Origin of the sequence: Psychrobacter sp. Rd 27.2 (genome assembly GCF_001921755.1) — a bacterium.
Lineage (GTDB): Bacteria > Pseudomonadota > Gammaproteobacteria > Pseudomonadales > Moraxellaceae > Psychrobacter > Psychrobacter celer.
In genome coordinates this window covers 145,184-163,185 of sequence record NZ_MRYB01000004.1, presented here as the reverse complement: position 1 = coordinate 163,185, position 18,002 = coordinate 145,184, and the positions used below count along the sequence as shown (strand labels likewise).

General features: G+C 46.2%; 16 protein-coding genes and 2 tRNA genes. 4 read left to right on the top strand and 14 right to left on the bottom strand.

The window, feature by feature from the left end; genetic code table 11:
- Nucleotides 1-100: 100 nt before the first annotated feature.
- From rpsO to tpiA, 13 genes are all read right to left on the bottom strand, one after another.
- Entirely contained in the window at nt 101-367 is a 267-nt protein-coding gene (gene rpsO, locus BTV99_RS05510) for a 30S ribosomal protein S15 (protein ID WP_075101373.1), read from the bottom strand.
- Between the two features lie 528 nt (nt 368-895).
- Complete coding sequence (locus BTV99_RS13420; RefSeq protein ID WP_178377932.1) at nt 896-1,069, bottom strand: hypothetical protein; 174 nt, start codon at nt 1,067-1,069, stop codon at nt 896-898.
- A 67-nt stretch (nt 1,070-1,136) separates the two neighbouring features.
- On the bottom strand, nt 1,137-1,298 hold the full coding sequence (locus tag BTV99_RS13415; RefSeq protein ID WP_158676696.1) for a hypothetical protein: 162 nt from the start codon (nt 1,296-1,298) through the stop codon (nt 1,137-1,139).
- Nucleotides 1,299-1,406: 108 nt separating this feature from the next.
- Nucleotides 1,407-1,931: a type 1 glutamine amidotransferase domain-containing protein gene (locus tag BTV99_RS05505; RefSeq protein WP_075101372.1), complete on the bottom strand. Its 525-nt coding sequence runs from the start codon at nt 1,929-1,931 to the stop codon at nt 1,407-1,409.
- A 453-nt stretch (nt 1,932-2,384) separates the two neighbouring features.
- Nucleotides 2,385-3,428 carry a tRNA pseudouridine(55) synthase TruB gene (truB, locus tag BTV99_RS05500; RefSeq protein ID WP_075101371.1) on the bottom strand — a complete coding sequence of 348 codons (1,044 nt, stop codon included), beginning with the start codon at nt 3,426-3,428 and terminating at the stop codon, nt 2,385-2,387.
- A 9-nt stretch (nt 3,429-3,437) separates the two neighbouring features.
- A complete protein-coding gene (locus BTV99_RS05495) occupies nt 3,438-3,827 on the bottom strand; it encodes a ribosome-binding factor A (RefSeq protein ID WP_075101370.1) in 390 nt (129 codons plus the stop codon).
- Between the two features lie 204 nt (nt 3,828-4,031).
- The gene (gene infB / locus BTV99_RS05490) at nt 4,032-6,758 is read right to left on the bottom strand and encodes a translation initiation factor IF-2 (RefSeq protein WP_075101369.1); all 2,727 of its coding nucleotides are present in this window, start codon (nt 6,756-6,758) and stop codon (nt 4,032-4,034) included.
- A 197-nt stretch (nt 6,759-6,955) separates the two neighbouring features.
- Nucleotides 6,956-8,440, bottom strand: a complete 1,485-nt coding sequence (gene nusA / locus BTV99_RS05485) for a transcription termination factor NusA (protein WP_075101368.1) — start codon at nt 8,438-8,440, stop codon at nt 6,956-6,958.
- A gap of 113 nt (nt 8,441-8,553) precedes the next feature.
- Nucleotides 8,554-9,054: a ribosome maturation factor RimP gene (rimP, locus tag BTV99_RS05480; protein WP_075101367.1), complete on the bottom strand. Its 501-nt coding sequence runs from the start codon at nt 9,052-9,054 to the stop codon at nt 8,554-8,556.
- A gap of 439 nt (nt 9,055-9,493) precedes the next feature.
- Nucleotides 9,494-9,570, bottom strand: a tRNA-Met gene (locus BTV99_RS05470).
- A 123-nt stretch (nt 9,571-9,693) separates the two neighbouring features.
- Nucleotides 9,694-9,778: transfer RNA gene (locus tag BTV99_RS05465), tRNA-Leu, on the bottom strand.
- 223 nt (nt 9,779-10,001) lie between these two features.
- Complete coding sequence (secG, locus tag BTV99_RS05460; RefSeq protein WP_075101365.1) at nt 10,002-10,310, bottom strand: preprotein translocase subunit SecG; 309 nt, start codon at nt 10,308-10,310, stop codon at nt 10,002-10,004.
- A gap of 438 nt (nt 10,311-10,748) precedes the next feature.
- Nucleotides 10,749-11,567 carry a triose-phosphate isomerase gene (gene tpiA, locus BTV99_RS05455; RefSeq protein ID WP_075101364.1) on the bottom strand — a complete coding sequence of 273 codons (819 nt, stop codon included), beginning with the start codon at nt 11,565-11,567 and terminating at the stop codon, nt 10,749-10,751.
- A gap of 350 nt (nt 11,568-11,917) precedes the next feature.
- Between tpiA and pilB the strand changes: the two genes are divergently transcribed.
- The 4 genes from pilB (at nt 11,918) to coaE (ending at nt 17,024) form a co-directional block, all read left to right on the top strand.
- Nucleotides 11,918-13,633: a type IV-A pilus assembly ATPase PilB gene (pilB, locus tag BTV99_RS05450; RefSeq protein WP_075101363.1), complete on the top strand. Its 1,716-nt coding sequence runs from the start codon at nt 11,918-11,920 to the stop codon at nt 13,631-13,633.
- Nucleotides 13,634-14,010: 377 nt separating this feature from the next.
- On the top strand, nt 14,011-15,234 hold the full coding sequence (locus tag BTV99_RS05445; protein WP_075101362.1) for a type II secretion system F family protein: 1,224 nt from the start codon (nt 14,011-14,013) through the stop codon (nt 15,232-15,234).
- Nucleotides 15,235-15,259: 25 nt separating this feature from the next.
- Nucleotides 15,260-16,162, top strand: coding sequence for an A24 family peptidase (locus BTV99_RS05440; RefSeq protein ID WP_075101361.1), 903 nt, complete (start codon nt 15,260-15,262; stop codon nt 16,160-16,162).
- A 175-nt stretch (nt 16,163-16,337) separates the two neighbouring features.
- The gene (gene coaE, locus BTV99_RS05435; protein ID WP_075101360.1) at nt 16,338-17,024 is read left to right on the top strand and encodes a dephospho-CoA kinase; all 687 of its coding nucleotides are present in this window, start codon (nt 16,338-16,340) and stop codon (nt 17,022-17,024) included.
- Here the strand turns inward: coaE and rlmB are convergent.
- The gene (gene rlmB / locus BTV99_RS05430) at nt 16,987-17,757 is read right to left on the bottom strand and encodes a 23S rRNA (guanosine(2251)-2'-O)-methyltransferase RlmB (protein ID WP_075101359.1); all 771 of its coding nucleotides are present in this window, start codon (nt 17,755-17,757) and stop codon (nt 16,987-16,989) included. The two genes, coaE and rlmB, sit on opposite strands and share 38 nt — an antisense overlap.
- Nucleotides 17,758-18,002: the final 245 nt, after the last annotated feature.

Here is an 18,002-nt window from a genome sequence, read left to right as displayed (position 1 = left end):
TATCAGCAAGTAAGTGTGACGCGCTCTGCTAGAAACTTGACAGTTAGCGCCTAAAGGGGCGTCACTTATCTGAATGAGCGCTCGTACTATCGTCGCTGTATTAACGACGTAGACCTAACTGGCTAATAAGAGTGGTATAGCGACCAAGATCTTTACCTTTTAGGTAATCAAGCAATTTGCGACGCGTGTTCACCATACGGATAAGGCCACGGCGGCTATGATGGTCAGCTTTGTGCTCTTTAAAATGGTTTTGCAAATCATTGATACGTGCACTTAACAACGCTACTTGTACTTCTGGAGAACCCGTGTCGTTTTCGCTGCGCTGGTATTGGGCAATGATTTGTTCGCGATCAGTATTGGTTAGCATAAATATCTCCGGCAATGCTAAAAGCTCTAAATACGCTCGAATTTGAGCGGTATATAAAGCAGTAAAATAAAAAGTAAAACAGCTTATACGGCATTCAGGACAACCCTGCATTACTAGAGTTGACCTAGTGTCGCTAAGCTCAATCACATAAGGTCATCATCTAAAAAAGGCAGATAAGTAACGGCTCTATCTCGCTCCTTATGAGCGCAATAATTTAAGCCTAATGCTATCTTCAAACCAAATTTAAATGTGGCGGCAATTATAACAAAAAACTGCTGAACCCGCAGCAGTTTTTCATATTAGTTTGTGATAAAAAGCGAAGGATACAAATCGACTCAAACGCGTCAAAAGATGACAGTAGATCTATAAGTTATTAGACCAACTATAGTAGATTCAGTTTAAAAATATTATAACGCTACTGGTATAAATTTTACTTGCGTGCTGTATGCACAGAGGCTGCGAAAAATTCATCCCAGTAGCGCTTTGGAACTTATGACAGTTTTGTTTTCAACTGACTATAAAAGGCTTCTATTTTTTTGCGTCTGTTTGTGTTGCATGCGCGCCCAGCTCATCGTCCTCTAAAGGCACCGTGGTGGCTTCTGCTAAGCTATCTGGCGTCGCATCTTCACGTGGATTGATATCCTCAGCCAGTTTTTCAATTTCTTGTTCTTGTTGATCCATATTATCTGTGGACTGACTCATAATCCCTCCTATTTTTATTATTTCCGTTTAGTTACAGCTAAACTCAACTATAAATAAGCTGTATTGATTACTGATCTTTTTTTACATTTTCTAAATTATCAGCAATTCTATCAGCCGCCGCCTCAGAATCTTCTGTATGATTATCTTCAGTTTGGCTTTTTAGTGCCGCCTTTGCTGATTCTGAGCGTTGTTGTTCTAACTTTGTATCGTTTGGATTTGAATTGGCCATGATAGTTTCCTCTTGATAATAAAACTTGATTGTAAAATAAGTGTAAATGTTAGCTGTTGAAGCGTTTTAAACAGAACAAGTAATAGACAAAATATTGCACATACACAGTTACGATAATGCTTTGTCAATAGCAGCAACGAAATTGTCAATATCGTCTGGATTACGCGAGGTAATCAAATTACCATCAACTTGTACGGTCTGGTCTACAAAGTCTGCCCCAGCATTTTGCAAATCTGTCTTTAGCGAATGATAAGCCGTAAGCGTCTTACCTTTTGCGATACCGGTATTAATAAGCACCCAAGGCGCATGGCAAATCACCGCTAAAGGCTTACCAGCATCATTAATAGCATGAATCAGCTGATGGGCGTCTTGCTTGCCGCGTATGGTGTCAGCATTGACGGTACCGCCTGGCAAGACCAACGCGTCATAGTCGTTCGCGTCTGCTTCGCTAGCAAAAATATCAGCAGTAAACGTATCTGCTTTATTAACGTCTTGCTGCATCGCTTGGACTTGCTTGTCTTTGTTGGTAGTAATCAACACTGTCTGATAACCCTTATCTTTTAGCTGGTTATTGACATCTTCATACTCGGCTTGTTCAAAGTGATTATGTAATAAAAAAGCAATGGTCTTCATCGTTATCCGTATCCTTATCGTTGTCTCTGTTAGAAACTACTTTTTATCGATTTATAGCCACGTATTTATTATTTTATTTTTAGATAGCAAAATCATAATCCATTATTTTTATTTACTTATATTTTTTATTAATAATTATTACTATGTTCCCTCTCAATCCTATATAGTAAAACTATAATGCGTTTCTAATTTTTCTTATACTTTATTATTATTTTTATAATCCATTCAAACGTCCTGTTTTTTCTTATCTTAATAAAACTCTTAATTATTATCTTTATTATGAGTATTTTTATTATTATGATGTCACGTTTCCCTCGCTGACTTAATCAATGTACAAAAAAAACAGGTCTCACCATAGGCGAAACCTGCAATAAAATGTGACGATATGTGATTAGTGTAAACTGTTAGTAAGCCAACTGGGCAATAAGCTGCTGATCAACCAAAACGGTAACATTAACGTTGAATAAGCTTTTTCGGTTGTAGCCTACCGTTTAGACTGACAGCACCCAAACCCAAAAACTGACCTTGGTCATCTAGCAGACGAATATCTACTGGTACGTCAGAGGCGAGAGCTGTGTTGCTGACAGTCGTTTCGTGAGCCGCAGTAGCTTCTACTACTTGGCTGCTGGCAGACTGGCGAATGTTTTGGGATATATAAGCCTGTAGCTCATCTGTCAGTTGTGCAGACACATTTAGACGCTGTCCCATATGGACACGCTGACATTGCTCGGCCGTCAGCGTCATTTGCGCAGGTATCTCGATACAGGCATCTATCGGCATCAGCTGCGTGAAACGCTCGGCCAATGGCAGATCTTCTAGAGCAGATAAAGTGATGGCATTATCAACCTTAAAGCTACCCACTTGTAAGCGGCGCAGGGCGGTGAGATGGCCGAGTGTGCCGAGCGCTTTAGCGATGTCTTCACCCAGCACGCGCACATAAGTGCCTTTGCTACAAGTGACGGTTAGCTGAATCTGCTCATGATCGAGCGCTGTTAGGCGAATAGAGCGGATAATAATATCTCGCGGCTCACGCACGACGTCGATGCCAGCGCGGGCATATTCATAGAGCTTTTTACCGTCTTTTTTTAGGGCAGAGTACATCGGTGGTATCTGCTGCTGCGCGCCTAAAAACTGCTGGGCAAGCTCCTCTAAAGCGGCAGCATCAAATGTCGGCACAGAAGCCGTTGCAACTACTTGACCTTGAGCATCTCCTGTATCTGTCTGGCCGCCAAGCAAAATGGTGGCTTGATAAGATTTGTCGGCATCTAGCTGATAGTGGCTAAACTTGGTGGCCTCTCCCAGACAAATCGGCAACAGACCGGTGGCCATGGGGTCGAGCGTTCCCGTATGGCCTGCTTTTTTGCTGTCATGGGTTGGGGATTTAAACAAATACTTAACCTTGGACACCACTTGCTGCGAGGTCAGACCATAGGGCTTGTCCACCAAAATAACCCCTGAGACTTTTATCTTGTCATTTTGCTTCGCTGGGATAGACATAATATAGGCTTACTCGTCATGCTCGTTTTTTTCGGTTTTGCTGACGGCCTGATTGATCAAATCCATCATATAATTACCATGCGCTGTCACTTCATCATAGTGAAAACGCAAACGCGGGGTCGTACGCGTTTTTAGGCTGTGGCTAAGCTCGGTGCGCAAAAATCCTGCTGCTTTATTGAGCACACTGATGCTCTCTTCATGATTGGTCTTGGTCATCGCATCATCGAGCCCTGGCTCCATGATAGTGACATAAATGTCAGCGTAACCCAAATCAGGACTGACTTTGACACTAGAGATGGTGACAAAACCGGTCAAACGCGGATCATTGACTTCGTCGCGAATAAGGACGGCAAGCTCACGCTGGATTTGATCGGCTAAGCGTTGTAAACGTTGATTCATGTTATTACCTTAATATGAGTATGGCTTAGTTAATATGGCTTATTTTTATTGATTAAGTGACTTGGTCATGAGGACTTATCTATGGTAAAAAAGGCCTAGCAGGATGTACCTGTTAGGCCTCTGTACTACGGTCTATCCACTACACCTTTCAGACTTGGCTGATAGAGCCTATGGTCTGATGGGTGTTTGTATCTAGCTTTGTTTTTAGATAGTACGAGCAAACTCTTGGATTTCAAAGACTTCGATCTTATCACCCGCTTCGACATCATAACCACGAACCGCAAGGCCACACTCCATACCAGTACGTACTTCATTGACGTCTTCTTTATAGCGACGTAATGACTGCAGCTGACCTGTAAAGATAACCTTGTCATCACGCAAGACGCGAATAGGCTTGTTACGGTAGATTGTACCTTCGACCACCATACAACCAGCGGCGGCACCAAACTTACTAGAGCGGAAGACTTCGCGAACCTCAGCGATACCAAGGATTTTTTCGCGATGTTCAGGCGCTAGCATACCGCTCATTGCCGCTTTGACATCATCGATTAGGCCATAGATGACGCTATAGTAGCGGATATCGATATTGGCGACATCAGCTTTGCGGCGTGCTGTCGCATCGGCGCGGACGTTAAAGCCTAGCAATACCGCTTCGCTAGATTCAGCAAGCGTGACATCAGATTCAGAGATAGGGCCCACACCTGAGCTGATCACTCTGACTTTGACTTCGTCCGTTGATAATTCGTTTAAGGCGGCCAGCAAGGCTTCTAATGAGCCACGAACATCCGTTTTTAGCACGATGTTCAAGGTCGATACATCGCCTTGTTCCATCTGATCAAACATGTTCTCTAAACGCATTTTGTTCTGACGCTCGAGTTGACGCTCGCGCTCACGATTGGTTCTAAAGTCCGCAACTTCACGTGCTTTTTTCTCATCGGTGACGACTAAGAACTCGCTACCAGCGGCTGGCGTTTCAGGTAAACCTAAAATCTCGACAGGAATAGAAGGACCCGCTGACTTGATACGCTGACCGCGCTCATCTGTCATCGCGCGCACTTTACCGTAGTATTCACCTGCCAATACCAAGTCGCCTTGCTTGAGTGTGCCTTTTTTGACCAACACGCTCACCACAGGACCACGACCTTTTTCTAGTCTTGACTCGATGACCACACCTTGCGCTGAACCATCAAGCGGTGCTTCTAGCTCCATCAGCTCAGCTTGCAATCCGATAAGCTCTAATAACTCGTCGATACCGTCGCCTGTCTTAGCAGAGATACGTGCCATTGGGGTATCACCGCCCCAATCTTCTGACACCACTTCTTTGGTCGTCAGCTCATTGAGGACGCGATCTGGGTCAGCACTTGGCTTATCCATTTTGTTGATAGCAACGATAATCGGCGTACCAGCAGCGCGCGCATGGTCGATGGCTTCTGCTGTTTGTGGCATCATACCGTCGTCAGCGGCCACGACCAAGACGACGATATCTGTCGCTTGCGCGCCGCGCGAACGCATGGCACTAAATGCTGCGTGACCTGGGGTGTCAAGGAAAGTAATCACACCGCGGTCAGTCTTAACATGATAAGCACCGATATGCTGAGTGATACCGCCTGCTTCGCCAGTCGCTACTTTGGTCTCGCGAATCTTATCGAGCAATGAGGTCTTACCATGGTCAACGTGACCCATGATAGTCACAACTGGTGGACGGGTTTGCACGTTACTGCTGCGCTCATCGACAGCATCTTGTAGATCGTCTTCGACCTTGGTATCACTGACAGGGACAGGGTTGTGGCCCATCTCTTCAACGAGCAGACTTGCTGTCGCTTGGTCGATGGTGTCTGATTCGCGAGCGATTTCACCCATTTTCATCAGTAATTTAATGACTTCACGAGCCTTGACTGCCATACGCTGCGCAAGATCTGCAACAGTGATATGCTCACTGATTTCGACGTCATAGATGATTTTTTCGACAGGTTTTTCAAACTTGTGCTGTGAGGCTTGCGTTGAACGTAGACCGTTTTTGCGGTTTTTGAATTCACGCTCATCTTGGTTTTTACGGCGGCGGCCACGAGCGCCCGTGCTACTAGCACCACGCTTGATCTCACGGCGCTCTTTTTCAAACGACTCTTCTAGAGCATCACCGACCAGACCTTCGGCCAACGGCTCATCTTTACGCACTTCTGCCACAGGCTCACGATCGGTATATTTGCCTGCCATTTTACGCATTTGCTCAAGCGTACGCTTTTGCGCTTCTTCTGCTTGCTTACGGCGTGTTTCTGCCTCAATTTCACGCAGACGCGCTTCCTCGGCTTCGCGTGCTTCACGAGCTTTACGCTCAGCAGCGGTTTCTACCTTTGGTTTGGTCGTAGCGGCTTTTTTCTTCGGTTGCTCTTTTGGCTTCACTTCAGCGGCTGCTTTGCCACCTTTTTTTACCACCACAGAGGCTGAAATATCGTCGTTTTTATCGTCAGACTTTTTGCTTGAACCTAGGCTTGCACGCATAGCGGCCAGCGTTGCCGCTTGACGCTCTTCTGCTTTTTTCTTAGCAGCAGCACGTTCTTCTGCTTCTTTAGCAGCACGAGCTTGGGCTTCGATTAAGGCTTGCTCACGAGCAGCCAACTCTTCAGCCATCTTTTCTGGATTGGGTTTTTCAAAGACTTTCTTTTTACGCACTTCCACATTGACGCTCTTAGACTTACCTGAAGAGCCGGTCACACGCGCGGTGCTAGTCGTCTTAGACTTCAGACTAATACGGCGCTTTTCTTGCTGACCATGACTTTGCTTTAAATACGTCACCAACTTCTCTTGCTCAAGCTCGGTGACTGGGTCATCCTCTGCGCGAGCAGGCAGCCCAGCATCCACCAGTTGCTGTCTTACAGCACTTGCGGTTTTGCCTACCATATCTGCCAGTTCTTTGACGGTCTTATCTGCCATTTATTATCACCTACTGTCTATTATTTGCTATATGTTCAATTCAGTTGTTGGCTACAAATGATTGGGGTAAGGCTGATTTCATGCGCTCATCTGTCCGTATTGATACGGCAATAATGCCTGTGACGGTATGAGTGCCTGTTATCAGCGCTTTATTATCAATAGCATATCACCAAAAGACAGCGATATGCAGTTACCGCTTATTCATCGAACCAAGATTCCCGAGCTTTCATGATGAGTTTTCCTGCAGTTTCAGAATCTAATCCTTCGATATCTTCTAAATCGAAGACGGCTTGTTCTGCCAAGTCATCTACGGTAATGATGTCTTTTTGTGCCATTTTATAGGCCCAGCTGACCGTCATACCTTCAAGATCTTGCAGCTCTTGACTTGGCTCTTTCATGTTTTGTTGTTTGACCAGCTCATCTGCGATGACCACTTCTTTTGCACGCTCTTGAATGATGTCAATCGCTTCGTCATCCAAACCTTCGATATCATAAAAAGTCTCTACAGGTACGTAGGCGACTTCTTCGATACTGGTAAAGCCAATATCCACCAGCGCTTGTGCCAGATCATGATCGACCTCCAAACGCTCATAAAACAGCTCAATAAAGGCTTTGGATTCGTTTTCTTGACGCTGCTGATACTCTTCTTCTAGCATCATGTTGAGCTTATAACCAGTCAGCTCTGAGGCCAGACGGACGTTTTGACCTTGTGAGCCAATCGCACGCGCGAGCTGGTCGTTGGTGCTAAAGATAATGTCAGCGGTTTGGGTATCTTCATCGAGGATGATACTGCTAACATCGGCTGGCTCTAGCGCACTGATGATAAATTGGGCTGGGTCATCTGACCACACCACCACATCGATACGCTCACCATCGAGCTCTTGCTGCACCGCTTGGATACGCGTACCACGCATACCAATACAAGCGCCAACTGGATCAATACGATGGTCGTTGGTCTTGACTGCTATTTTAGCACGAGTCCCAGGCAAGCGAGCGACGTTACGGATTTCGATGATTTGCTCTGCAATTTCAGGCACTTCTTTTTGCATCAAGGCTGAAAGCATCTCAGGGTGCGTGCGTGATAACAATAACTGTGCACCGCGGTTTTCACGGTTAACATGATATAAAATAGCGTTGATACGTGATTTTGGACGTAACTGCTCACGAGGCAACATCTGATCCCGTGATAAATAGCCTTCGGCATTATCACCTAAGTCGATGATATAGCCATCACGAGTTTGTTTTTTTACTTCGCCATACATCATCTCACCGATACGTGGCTCAAAAGCGTCTGCAACCAGTGCACGCTCCGCTTCACGGATCTTTTGAATAATGACTTGTTTGGCTTGTGTGGCAGCGATACGGCCAAACTCAATCGACTCGATCTGCTCTTCTTTGATGTCACCGATGGACCACTCGTCTTGATCTAAGTCACTGATGGCCAACTGACACGCAGGCATTTCGTGATCTTCATCGGCAACCACTGTCCAATAACGATAAGTATCATAGTCGCCAGTTGCACGGTCGATTGATACGCGCACCGCCACTTCTGGCTGCTCGGTATATACTTTTTTCTTGGTTGATACCACCAAAGCATCTTCTATAGCTTCAAAGATATCTTCAGGATTTAAGCCCTTTTCATTACTGACAGTTTCTACTACCGTTAAGATTTCACGACTCATGCTATACCTGTCCTATCATTTTTTAATTGACTTAAATTTTATCATTAATGTATTAACGTTGTTTTTCACCATAAACCATCTAGGTCATTTGTGCAGTCGCTCAGGTAGGCCACCTAAGCATCTTCGTATACCAGATTGGCTTTATCAATATTACTTAACGCAATATCAAACTGCTCGCCATCAGCGGCCGTCAACTTCAATGAAGTGGCATCGATACTGTCTAGCGTACCTGTCACTTTACGGCGTTTTTGCTCACCTGTCCCGATCGCTTGGATCAAACGTAGGCTGATGGTTTGACCAACATACGCATGCATTTGCTCATCTGAGAAAAACGCGCGATCAAAACCAGGCGATGACACCTCTAAGACGTACTCACCTGCGATGGGATCATGCACTTCAAGAATACCGCTGACTTGATGGTTCACCGCCGCACAGTCTTCGATAGTGACGTGTTTGCCCTGAGCCTGCTCTTCTGGCAGTGCTTCGATATAAATACGCAGCAATGAGCGACGGCCTTGCGGCGCAAACTCTATGCCCCATAGCGCCACATCACAAGCAGCAACTGCAGGCGCGATGATATTGGTCAGTTCTGCAACTTTGGTCGAAAGTTTCATAATTTATTTATATTTTCCTGTTCACTTATCTATCATACTCACAAACTCTATTAAAGTTATGCTGATCGTTTACCGATGATAATCACTCACCGTGATGAGTCATACTCATATATTGTAAACCAAGACAGATCGTTGTATGTATGCGCGTTTATATAAGGCTGAGCAAAAAAAACATCAAGCTCAGCCAAACATTGCTTTTATTATTCATAAAGCAGTACTATCGATAAAGGAGTGGGGAATAAAAGATAGTGTGCTTACGAAACAATCGTGCCAATGGCGGCAAGTGACGACCCGTATCGTGCTCTATAGACATAGAGCTTAGCATAAGTAGGATAGATACCGCGATAACACTGACCTTCAGATACAAAAAAACCCACAAACATTATGGTGGGTTAATCGTTACTGACAAATTTAGTGTACAAAACATCAGTATAAAAAGTGGTAGCGGGGGCTGGATTTGAACCAACGACCTTCGGGTTATGAGCCCGACGAGCTACCAGACTGCTCCACCCCGCATCAATCTAGAACGCATATTATAGGGAAGGTTTGTATGATTGTCAATGCTTATTTTAAATAAAATTTAAACAAGCCATTTATCATCAAAAAATCTGCCCTGACGTCATGCTGCGTCATAAAACTTGGTGCGATTGGGGGGACTTGAACCCCCACAGCTTGCGCTACCACCCCCTCAAGATGGCGTGTCTACCAATTCCACCACAATCGCGTTTTTTACTGCCTTTACTTGCCATTTAGCTTATTGAGTGTCTATATAAGCCACTCTAAAGCTGGACTGCGAAAAACAGAAAAGGCATTGTAAATCTAACGTCTAAAAATAGCAAGTACTGCTGAAAAAAAGACCGTCATTCAAACCCCAATCCATAAAAACCAGCCATTTACTACTCTATTGCCTACAAGGCTTCCCCTATAGGCCGATAGTGAGCCAGCCGTTATTGAGGGTTTTGAGTCAAAGGGCGCGGCGTTTGCGGCGCTGACACAGGTGCATCTAAGCGAAACTGATCTTCTGCTTGCTTACGCGCATGTACCGCGAGTGTCATACTGGTGATAAAAAATATCACTGTCAAAACAGCAGTCGCTCGCGTCAAAAAGTTTGCGGAGCCTGCCGCCCCAAAGACGGTACCAGACGAGCCTGCACCAAAAGAAGCCCCAGCGTCTGCCCCTTTACCATGCTGTATCAAAATCAAGCCAATCATGGCAATCGCCACAATAATATGCAGGGCTAATATAAACGTAAACATGCTGGCCTCTTTTGCCGCGTAATGACGACTGATAACGGAAAATAAATCTAAGAATCAATATATAAGCTGACTTGAGTCTAACAAAGCGACAATCTAACAAGGCGACTTCAAAATCCGGACCATTAGCAAATAACAATGTTAACTTTCTATTGCTAACCTTTTACGTTACCTACTAACTCTACTTTACTTACTATGAAAGCACAGAGGCGACTTCGCGCAAAAGTCACTGCCCGACCGCTTATATATGAGATTATATAAATAAGGCGCATTGTACACGATTACAAGGGCACTGTTAAACCCACTTTTATCAACTGATAAAGACATTTTGTATACAAATGATGACCTTACCATAACCGTATGTTTATAGTGCCCGTCAGTACCAGCATCACTATACATAACAGTGATCCAGTTGCGATGTTCGGCGTAGTGTCAGACGCCTTAGGCTTGCCCATTGCCAAAAGCTTGCCCATTGCCAAAAGCTTGCGCAATTGCCAAAAAGCTGGCAGCTTTTAATGAAGCGCCGCCGACCAGTGCGCCATCAATCATAGCATCTGCCGCAAAACTATCGGCATTGTCAGCATTGACGCTACCTCCATATAATACTGTGATATTGTCCAATGCTTCCCCGTAGCCTGCGACCGTCTGCTTGATATGCTGATGCGTCGCGCTGACTTCGGCCACGGTAGGCACTTTACCTGTGCCGATGGCCCATACTGGCTCATAAGCGATGATAAGGCGATCGAACAAGGTGTCAGCAAGCGCAGGCTGCTGCGTTAGTATGTCTTTTATGACGGTGAGCTGCTCATCGATAACCGCAAGTGTTTGTCCAGCGTCATACTGTGCTTGTGTCTCCCCAATACAAAATACCACGCCTAGGCCTTGGTCAAACGCATGGGTCATTTTACTGAGTAAACAAGCATGCGTCTCTTGATGATACTGACGGCGCTCAGAGTGGCCAAGTAATGTCCAAGTTGCGCCAGCGTCTGACACCTGCTGCGCTGAGCAATCCCCTGTATAGGCACCTGTAGTGCCACTATGCGCGCTGATATCTTGCGCAGCACACAATACTGAGCTGTCTTGTAGATGGTCGCTGACACCGGCCAAGTGGATACAGCTAGGAGCCACCATTAACTGGCAGCCAGCGCTATTGGCACCGTCATCTTTATCAGCAGTCGCCAATAAATCGCTTAATAATGTCTGGACATCATCGCTCGTTGCAGGATTTTGTTTCCAATTACCAATTACCCAAGCTTGCATCTGTAGTTACCCTGTCTTAAGTATTTATGCCAATTCGGCTAATGTGCGCGCCAGTATAACAAATAATTCACAACTGCTATAGTATGGTGCTACATCGGCTGTCATGGCTGGATATGGCTGCAGCGGCTGACCGCACTAAGCCATCTGGCGCTATTTATTGACCCCTTATTATCTTTTTGGTGTCGTCAATAAACAGTTTAATAGTTGCCATAAGTTCTTTAAACTAAAGTAATGTTCTATATTATTACCCTAATACCCAAAAAAACTGCATAGTAGCATTCGTTTACTACCTATTTATTCGTGCAACAGCAGATAACGATACAAACGTTTGTTATTGAGGAGAGGTCGTCATGTCTATCACAACCAGCAAATATGGTGGTTTAGCGCAGCAGCTGATTAGCGAAGGTATCGTTAGCGAAGCAAATATGAAAACCGCACAAACCGAGTCGCAGCAGCAGCAAATAGGACTGGTGTCATACTTGGTAGACAACAAGCTGGCCGACGCCTATCACTTGGCACAAATGCTCTCACAAGCTTTTGGCGATCCTTTGTTTGATTTAGACGCTCTGAGCCTCGATGTCATCCCTAAAGACTTGGTCGATGAAAAAATCGTCCGTAAGTTTAATGCCTTGCCTTTGTTTAAGCGCGGTCAGCGTTTGTTTGTCGCTTTAAGTGATCCAACACGTATCGATGCCATTGATGCCATTGCATTTAACTCGCGGCTGTCTATCGAAACGGTGGTGGTCGAAGAAGATAAGCTCAAAAAACGCATCGAAGCGCTTTATGCAGACAGTATGCAAAGCTTTGATAGCTTTTCTGATAGCGATTTAAACGTCGGTTTTGAAGAAGGGGATGACGCGGCTGACGAGGGCGAGACCAAGCTCAGTGATAGCGTCGATGAGGCCCCTGTCGTTAAGTTTGTCAATAAGATGCTGGTGGATGCCATTCGTATGGGAGCTTCAGATCTGCATTTTGAACCCTATGAAAAGACCTACCGCGTACGCTTTCGTGTCGATGGGGTCATGCAAAAAATGGCCAGCCCGCCTGTCCAGCTTGCCGGTAAGATCGCAGCACGCCTAAAGGTCATGTCACAAATGGACATCTCTGAGCGCCGTATCCCGCAAGATGGCCGTATCAAACTAAAACTGTCAAAAAACAAAGCCATCGACTTTCGGGTAAACTCCTTGCCGACGCTGTTTGGCGAAAAAATCGTACTACGTATTTTGGACCCCTCATCGGCCATGCTCGGGATTGATGCCTTAGGTTATGAGCCAGATCAGCAAGAGATGTTTTTAGAGGCTCTTCATAAGCCGCAGGGCATGCTGTTGATCACAGGTCCGACAGGGTCTGGTAAAACCGTATCGCTATATACTGGTATCAACATCCTCAACACGGGAGCAACCAATATCTCCACTGCCGAGGATCCAGTGGAGATCAACCTTGAAGGCATCAATCAGGTCAACGTCAACCCAAAAGTTGGCCTAACCTTTGCCAATGCTTTGAAGTCGTTTTTGCGTCAGGATCCCGATATCGTCATGGTCGGTGAGATTCGAGATTTAGAGACTGCGGAGATTGCAATAAAAGCGGCGCAAACAGGCCACATGGTACTCTCAACCCTGCACACGAACTCTGCCCCTGAGACGTTGACGCGTCTACGCAATATGGGGGTGGCTTCTTTTAACATTGCCACCTCTGTCAACTTGGTCATTGCTCAGCGTTTGGCACGGCGCTTGTGTAAAAACTGCAAAAAAGCCATCAACGTACCGCGGCAAAGCTTGCTTGAGCTTGGCTTTACTGATGCCGATCTAGATGATCCAGACAACGTCATTTATGAGCCTGTCGGCTGTAATGAATGCCGTGAAGGCTATAAAGGCCGAGTGGGTGTTTATGAAGTCATGAAGGTCAGCCCAGACATCTCTCGCATCATCATGGAGGATGGCAATGCCATGGATATCAAAGATGCTGCGCTCAAAAACGGCTTTCGCGACCTGCGCCGCTCTGGCATTTTAAAGGTATTACAAGGGGTGACCAGTATTCAAGAGATGATGCGAGTAACCTCTGAATAGCACCAACTCTCATCGCGTTAGAGAGGAGCATACCGCGTCATTGCTAAATGATGTTTTTATCAAAGACACCAGCAGTAATTTTGGTCATCATTTGCCAGTCATAAGTAGGTATGGCTTTTCTTTTATAAACTAGCAATAATATCTACCAGATATGTTTCAAAATAAAACAGATGAGCACTGGTTTTTTAGGCTAAAATAAAGTAGGGAAAGTAGGGAATGCAAAAGGTTATGCTATCGCTACTACGCTATGCCCAGTTGTATTTACAAGAGCAGTGCCATAAAACCACTGTTATAAAAGTGGCTAAAGTCAAGGTTATTGGCGAACCATCGTTTATATATTTGCAATATCTAATAAGACAATTTTTGAGGGTAAAAACATGGCAAAAGCGAAGACCGACATGCTGTCAGACTTTGTCTACGATGGCGTAAACCGGCGCGGACAAAAAGTAAAAGGCGAGACCACCAGTCGCAGCTTAGAGCTGGCCAAAGCCACCTTGCGCAAACAGGGTATTACGGTTAAGGGCATCAAGAAAAAACCCAAGCCGCTTTATACGTTTAAAAAAGCCATTAAACCCATCGATATCGCGATTTTTTCTCGTCAATTGGCCACCATGATGAAAGCTGGCGTGCCTTTGACGCAGTCTTTTGAGATTGTCGCTGACTCATTAGACAATCCCAGTATGAAAGATTTGGTATTGCAAATAAAATCTGATATCGAATCTGGTGGTACCTTTGCCTCTGCCCTACGCAAGCATCCGCGCTACTTTGATGACCTGTTTTGCTCGTTGGTTGATTCTGGTGAGCAATCAGGCTCGCTTGAGACCATGCTCGAGCGGGTGGCTACTTATAAAGAAAAAAGCGAGATGCTCAAAGCCAAAATCAAAAAAGCGGTCAAATACCCGATTGCCGTTATTATCGTCGCCGTCATCGTGACCATGATTTTGCTCATCAAAGTGGTACCTGTGTTCTCTGATCTTTTTGAGTCTTTTGGCGCTGAGCTGCCCGCCTTTACCCAAATGGTGGTGGGCATGTCTGAGTGGATGCAGTCATGGTGGTTTGTTTTGATTGTGCTCATCGGCGGCGCCATTATCGGGTTTTCAGAAGCGAAAAAACGCTCCAAAAAATTCCGTGACTTTTTGGACCGCGCTGTTTTGAAGGTACCTGTGTTTGGTAATATTGCTTATCAAGCGATTATCGCCCGCTTTGCCCGCACCCTCTCAACGACTTTTGCCGCTGGGGTACCGCTCATCGATGCGCTGGACTCCACAGCAGGCGCGACCAACAACGTGGTGTTTTATAATGCCACTCAGCAGATCAAAAACGACGTCTCTACCGGTCAGCAGTTACAGTTTTCGATACGTTCTACCAATTTATTTCCCAGTATGGCCATACAGATGGTCGGTATCGGTGAGGAGTCTGGTAGCTTAGAGGAGATGCTAGACAAGGTGGCTGTCTATTATGAAAGCGAAGTCGATAACGCGGTTGATGGCCTGACCAGTTTGATGGAGCCTATGATTATGGCGGTGCTTGGGGTATTGGTCGGTGGCCTCGTGATTGCGATGTATCTACCGATCTTCCAAATGGGCTCAGTGGTCGGCTAATACCTCACTCAAGGACTGCGATTTCATGCAATTTATACAGTTATTACAAGACAATACGACCGTGGCTTTGGTCGTATTTGGGTTATTAGGGCTTTGTGTCGGTAGTTTTTTAAATGTGGTCATCCATCGGCTCCCGCTGATGATGTTTGCAAGCTGGCGACAAGAATGTAGTCAGTTTCTGGCTGAGCAGGCAGACATGCCGCGCGAACATACGCAGCCACTGACCCGTATCGTCGCAGGCGACAGCGCAATTACCTTGAGTCGGCCGGCGTCGCGCTGCCCGCACTGCGCTCATAAAATCACCTGGTATCAAAACATCCCTTTGATCAGTTGGCTGATGCTGCGCGGGCGCTGCGCTGCTTGTAACGCCGCCATCGGTATCCGCTATCCGCTGGTGGAGCTGATCACCGCCCTACTCTCTGTGCTGATCATTTATCAATTTGGGGTGAGTGCAACAGGCTTATCGGCATTGGTCTTAGTATGGACGCTAATCGCCTTAACCGGTATCGATTTTGATACTCAGCTCCTCCCTGATCGCTTAACCTTCCCTTTGGCGGGGCTAGGTCTAGCAGTCAACAGCCAAGGCTGGTTTGTCTCACCCAGCCAGTCTATTTGGGGGTTGCTGTTGGGGTTTTTGTCATTATGGGTGGTGGTAAAGCTGTTTTATTTGATCACCAAAAAACACGGCATGGGTCAGGGCGACTTTAAGTTGTTGGCCGTATTGGGCGCTTGGCTGGGGCCTATGATGCTACCGCTTATCATCTTACTGTCCTCCCTGCTCGGCTCTATCGTCGGGCTGATCTTAATGAAAAAACAAGGCGAGAGCAGACCCTTTGCCTTCGGCCCTTACATTGCTATTGCCGGTATTGTCGCCTTATTATATGGCACAGATATCGTCAGTTGGTACTTAGGCATGTATACTTACTAAAACAGGCGTGAGTTTTACCATACGTTCTAAAAAACATACTGTAAAAGTAGCAGGGTAAGTGGCAATGGCGCTTACCTCTCTCATCTTTGTGCCAGCCTCAAATCATCAGCACAGATGGGGCAAAACAACTGCGCACGTTTTCATCTTTATCATATCGGTCAGATAAGTCATTATTATGTCAAACGCTAACGCTTCACCTTATTCTCACAAGCCGCAAACCCACCAAAAGCAAAGCAAGACACTGGTGGTCGGATTGACAGGCGGTATCGGTAGTGGCAAGTCTGCTGCTAGTGACTGGTTTGCGCAGCAAGGCATCGATATTATCGATGCTGATGTGATCGCCCATGAAGTGGTGGCAAAAGGCAGCGCGACATTGCGCAAAATTCAAAGAAAATTTGGCGATTGGGTGTTAAATGGCGACGGCTCGATGGACAGAGCGGCGGTGCGTACGCACGTTTTTACCCATCCCGAAGCGCTCATCGAGCTTGAAGCCATTACTCACCCAGCGATAAGAGAAGCGGCAAAAGCACAGCTAGCCGCTAGCACTTCGCCTTATGTGGTGCTGTCCGCGCCGCTACTCATAGAGGCGGCAGAAGCGGGGCTGGCAAACTTGTGCCAACGAGTACTGGTGATTGATGCCAGCGAAGACACCCAACTTGAGCGCGCCAGCCAGCGTGATGAGCAAAGTGTCCAAAAGATCAAAGCCATCATGGTCAATCAATTAAGCCGCGAAGCGCGCAACCGTCACGCTGATGATGTCATCTTAAACGATCGCGACCTAGCGGCTCTGTATGCACAGCTGGAGCCGCTACACCAAAACTATCTTACGCTTGCCCAGCAGCTAAAGTACGCTGCCGATTGACCTCATACAGCGCCATACCGGTAGCCACGCTGACGTTTAGGCTTTGTAAGTTGCCATGCTCATTGCCCGACATCGGGATATAGACCAGCTCATCACAGCGCTCTGTGGTCAACCGGCGCATGCCCTCTCCTTCTGAACCCATGATAATGGCCGTTTTGCCGGTCAAGTCCGCTGCATGTATGGGCTTGGCCGCATCACTAAGCGCCGTACCAAACACAAATACACCAGCGTTTTTGATGTGGTCAAGCGTACGCGCCAAATTGGTCACACTGACAATCGGCATCAGCTCAGCGGCGCCTACAGAGACTTTTGCCACTGTTGGGGTGAGGCTGGCGGCGTGATGTTTTGGACAAACCACCGCATCCACGCCCATCGCAACAGCCGTACGCAAACACGCACCGAAGTTATGCGCATCAGTGATTTGATCGAGTATCAGCAACAAACACTGCTCGCGCCCCGCGATGGTGTCTAGCAGCGCTTCGTCAGCAAAACCTAGAGGGCGGGCATTAAGCACCACGCCTTGGTGCTGCGGGCTGCCACACATCTGGGTCAGCTTGTCTTTTTGTGTGGGCTGAATACTGATGCCATTGGCCTCGGCTTCGGCCATGATTGCTTGCACGTGAGGGTCGCTGTCACGGCCTTGTTGGACAAACAAGCTAAGACCATCGAGCGGACGATATTTGAGTAAGGCATCAATTGCATGAATGCCATAAAAATAAATGGGTTTTGCCATAATAGGCCTACTTAAGTATCAAATGGATATCGCTAAAGCGATAAGAAGTAACGATAAAAAACAACAATAAAAAAAACAGTGCAGCCTCATCAAAAACAAATAAACCATACCGACTGATATGGTTTATCCGCGATCGATTGAGGTTTTTATTTGGGGTGACGCTTGATGAGTACCTAATTTGGTTGATTTTGCTAAGAAGACTATATGTAGATTATCTAGCAAAATGCAGGTAGGCGCGGACTTGC

Bases quoted from the DNA above. Each gene is read 5' to 3' on its own strand.
- pilB (WP_075101363.1), top strand. From the start codon at position 11,918: ATGTCTATCACAACCAGCAAATATGGTGGTTTAGCGCAGCAGCTGATT.
- nusA (WP_075101368.1), bottom strand. From the start codon at position 8,440: ATGAGTCGTGAAATCTTAACGGTAGTAGAAACTGTCAGTAATGAAAAG.
- BTV99_RS13420 (WP_178377932.1), bottom strand. From the start codon at position 1,069: ATGAGTCAGTCCACAGATAATATGGATCAACAAGAACAAGAAATTGAA.
- secG (WP_075101365.1), bottom strand. From the start codon at position 10,310: ATGTTTACGTTTATATTAGCCCTGCATATTATTGTGGCGATTGCCATG.
- rlmB (WP_075101359.1), bottom strand. From the start codon at position 17,757: ATGGCAAAACCCATTTATTTTTATGGCATTCATGCAATTGATGCCTTA.
- BTV99_RS05440 (WP_075101361.1), top strand. From the start codon at position 15,260: ATGCAATTTATACAGTTATTACAAGACAATACGACCGTGGCTTTGGTC.
- BTV99_RS05505 (WP_075101372.1), bottom strand. From the start codon at position 1,931: ATGAAGACCATTGCTTTTTTATTACATAATCACTTTGAACAAGCCGAG.
- tpiA (WP_075101364.1), bottom strand. From the start codon at position 11,567: ATGCAAGCTTGGGTAATTGGTAATTGGAAACAAAATCCTGCAACGAGC.
- coaE (WP_075101360.1), top strand. From the start codon at position 16,338: ATGTCAAACGCTAACGCTTCACCTTATTCTCACAAGCCGCAAACCCAC.
- infB (WP_075101369.1), bottom strand. From the start codon at position 6,758: ATGGCAGATAAGACCGTCAAAGAACTGGCAGATATGGTAGGCAAAACC.
- BTV99_RS05445 (WP_075101362.1), top strand. From the start codon at position 14,011: ATGGCAAAAGCGAAGACCGACATGCTGTCAGACTTTGTCTACGATGGC.
- truB (WP_075101371.1), bottom strand. From the start codon at position 3,428: ATGTCTATCCCAGCGAAGCAAAATGACAAGATAAAAGTCTCAGGGGTT.
- rpsO (WP_075101373.1), bottom strand. From the start codon at position 367: ATGCTAACCAATACTGATCGCGAACAAATCATTGCCCAATACCAGCGC.
- rimP (WP_075101367.1), bottom strand. From the start codon at position 9,054: ATGAAACTTTCGACCAAAGTTGCAGAACTGACCAATATCATCGCGCCT.
- BTV99_RS13415 (WP_158676696.1), bottom strand. From the start codon at position 1,298: ATGGCCAATTCAAATCCAAACGATACAAAGTTAGAACAACAACGCTCA.
- BTV99_RS05495 (WP_075101370.1), bottom strand. From the start codon at position 3,827: ATGAATCAACGTTTACAACGCTTAGCCGATCAAATCCAGCGTGAGCTT.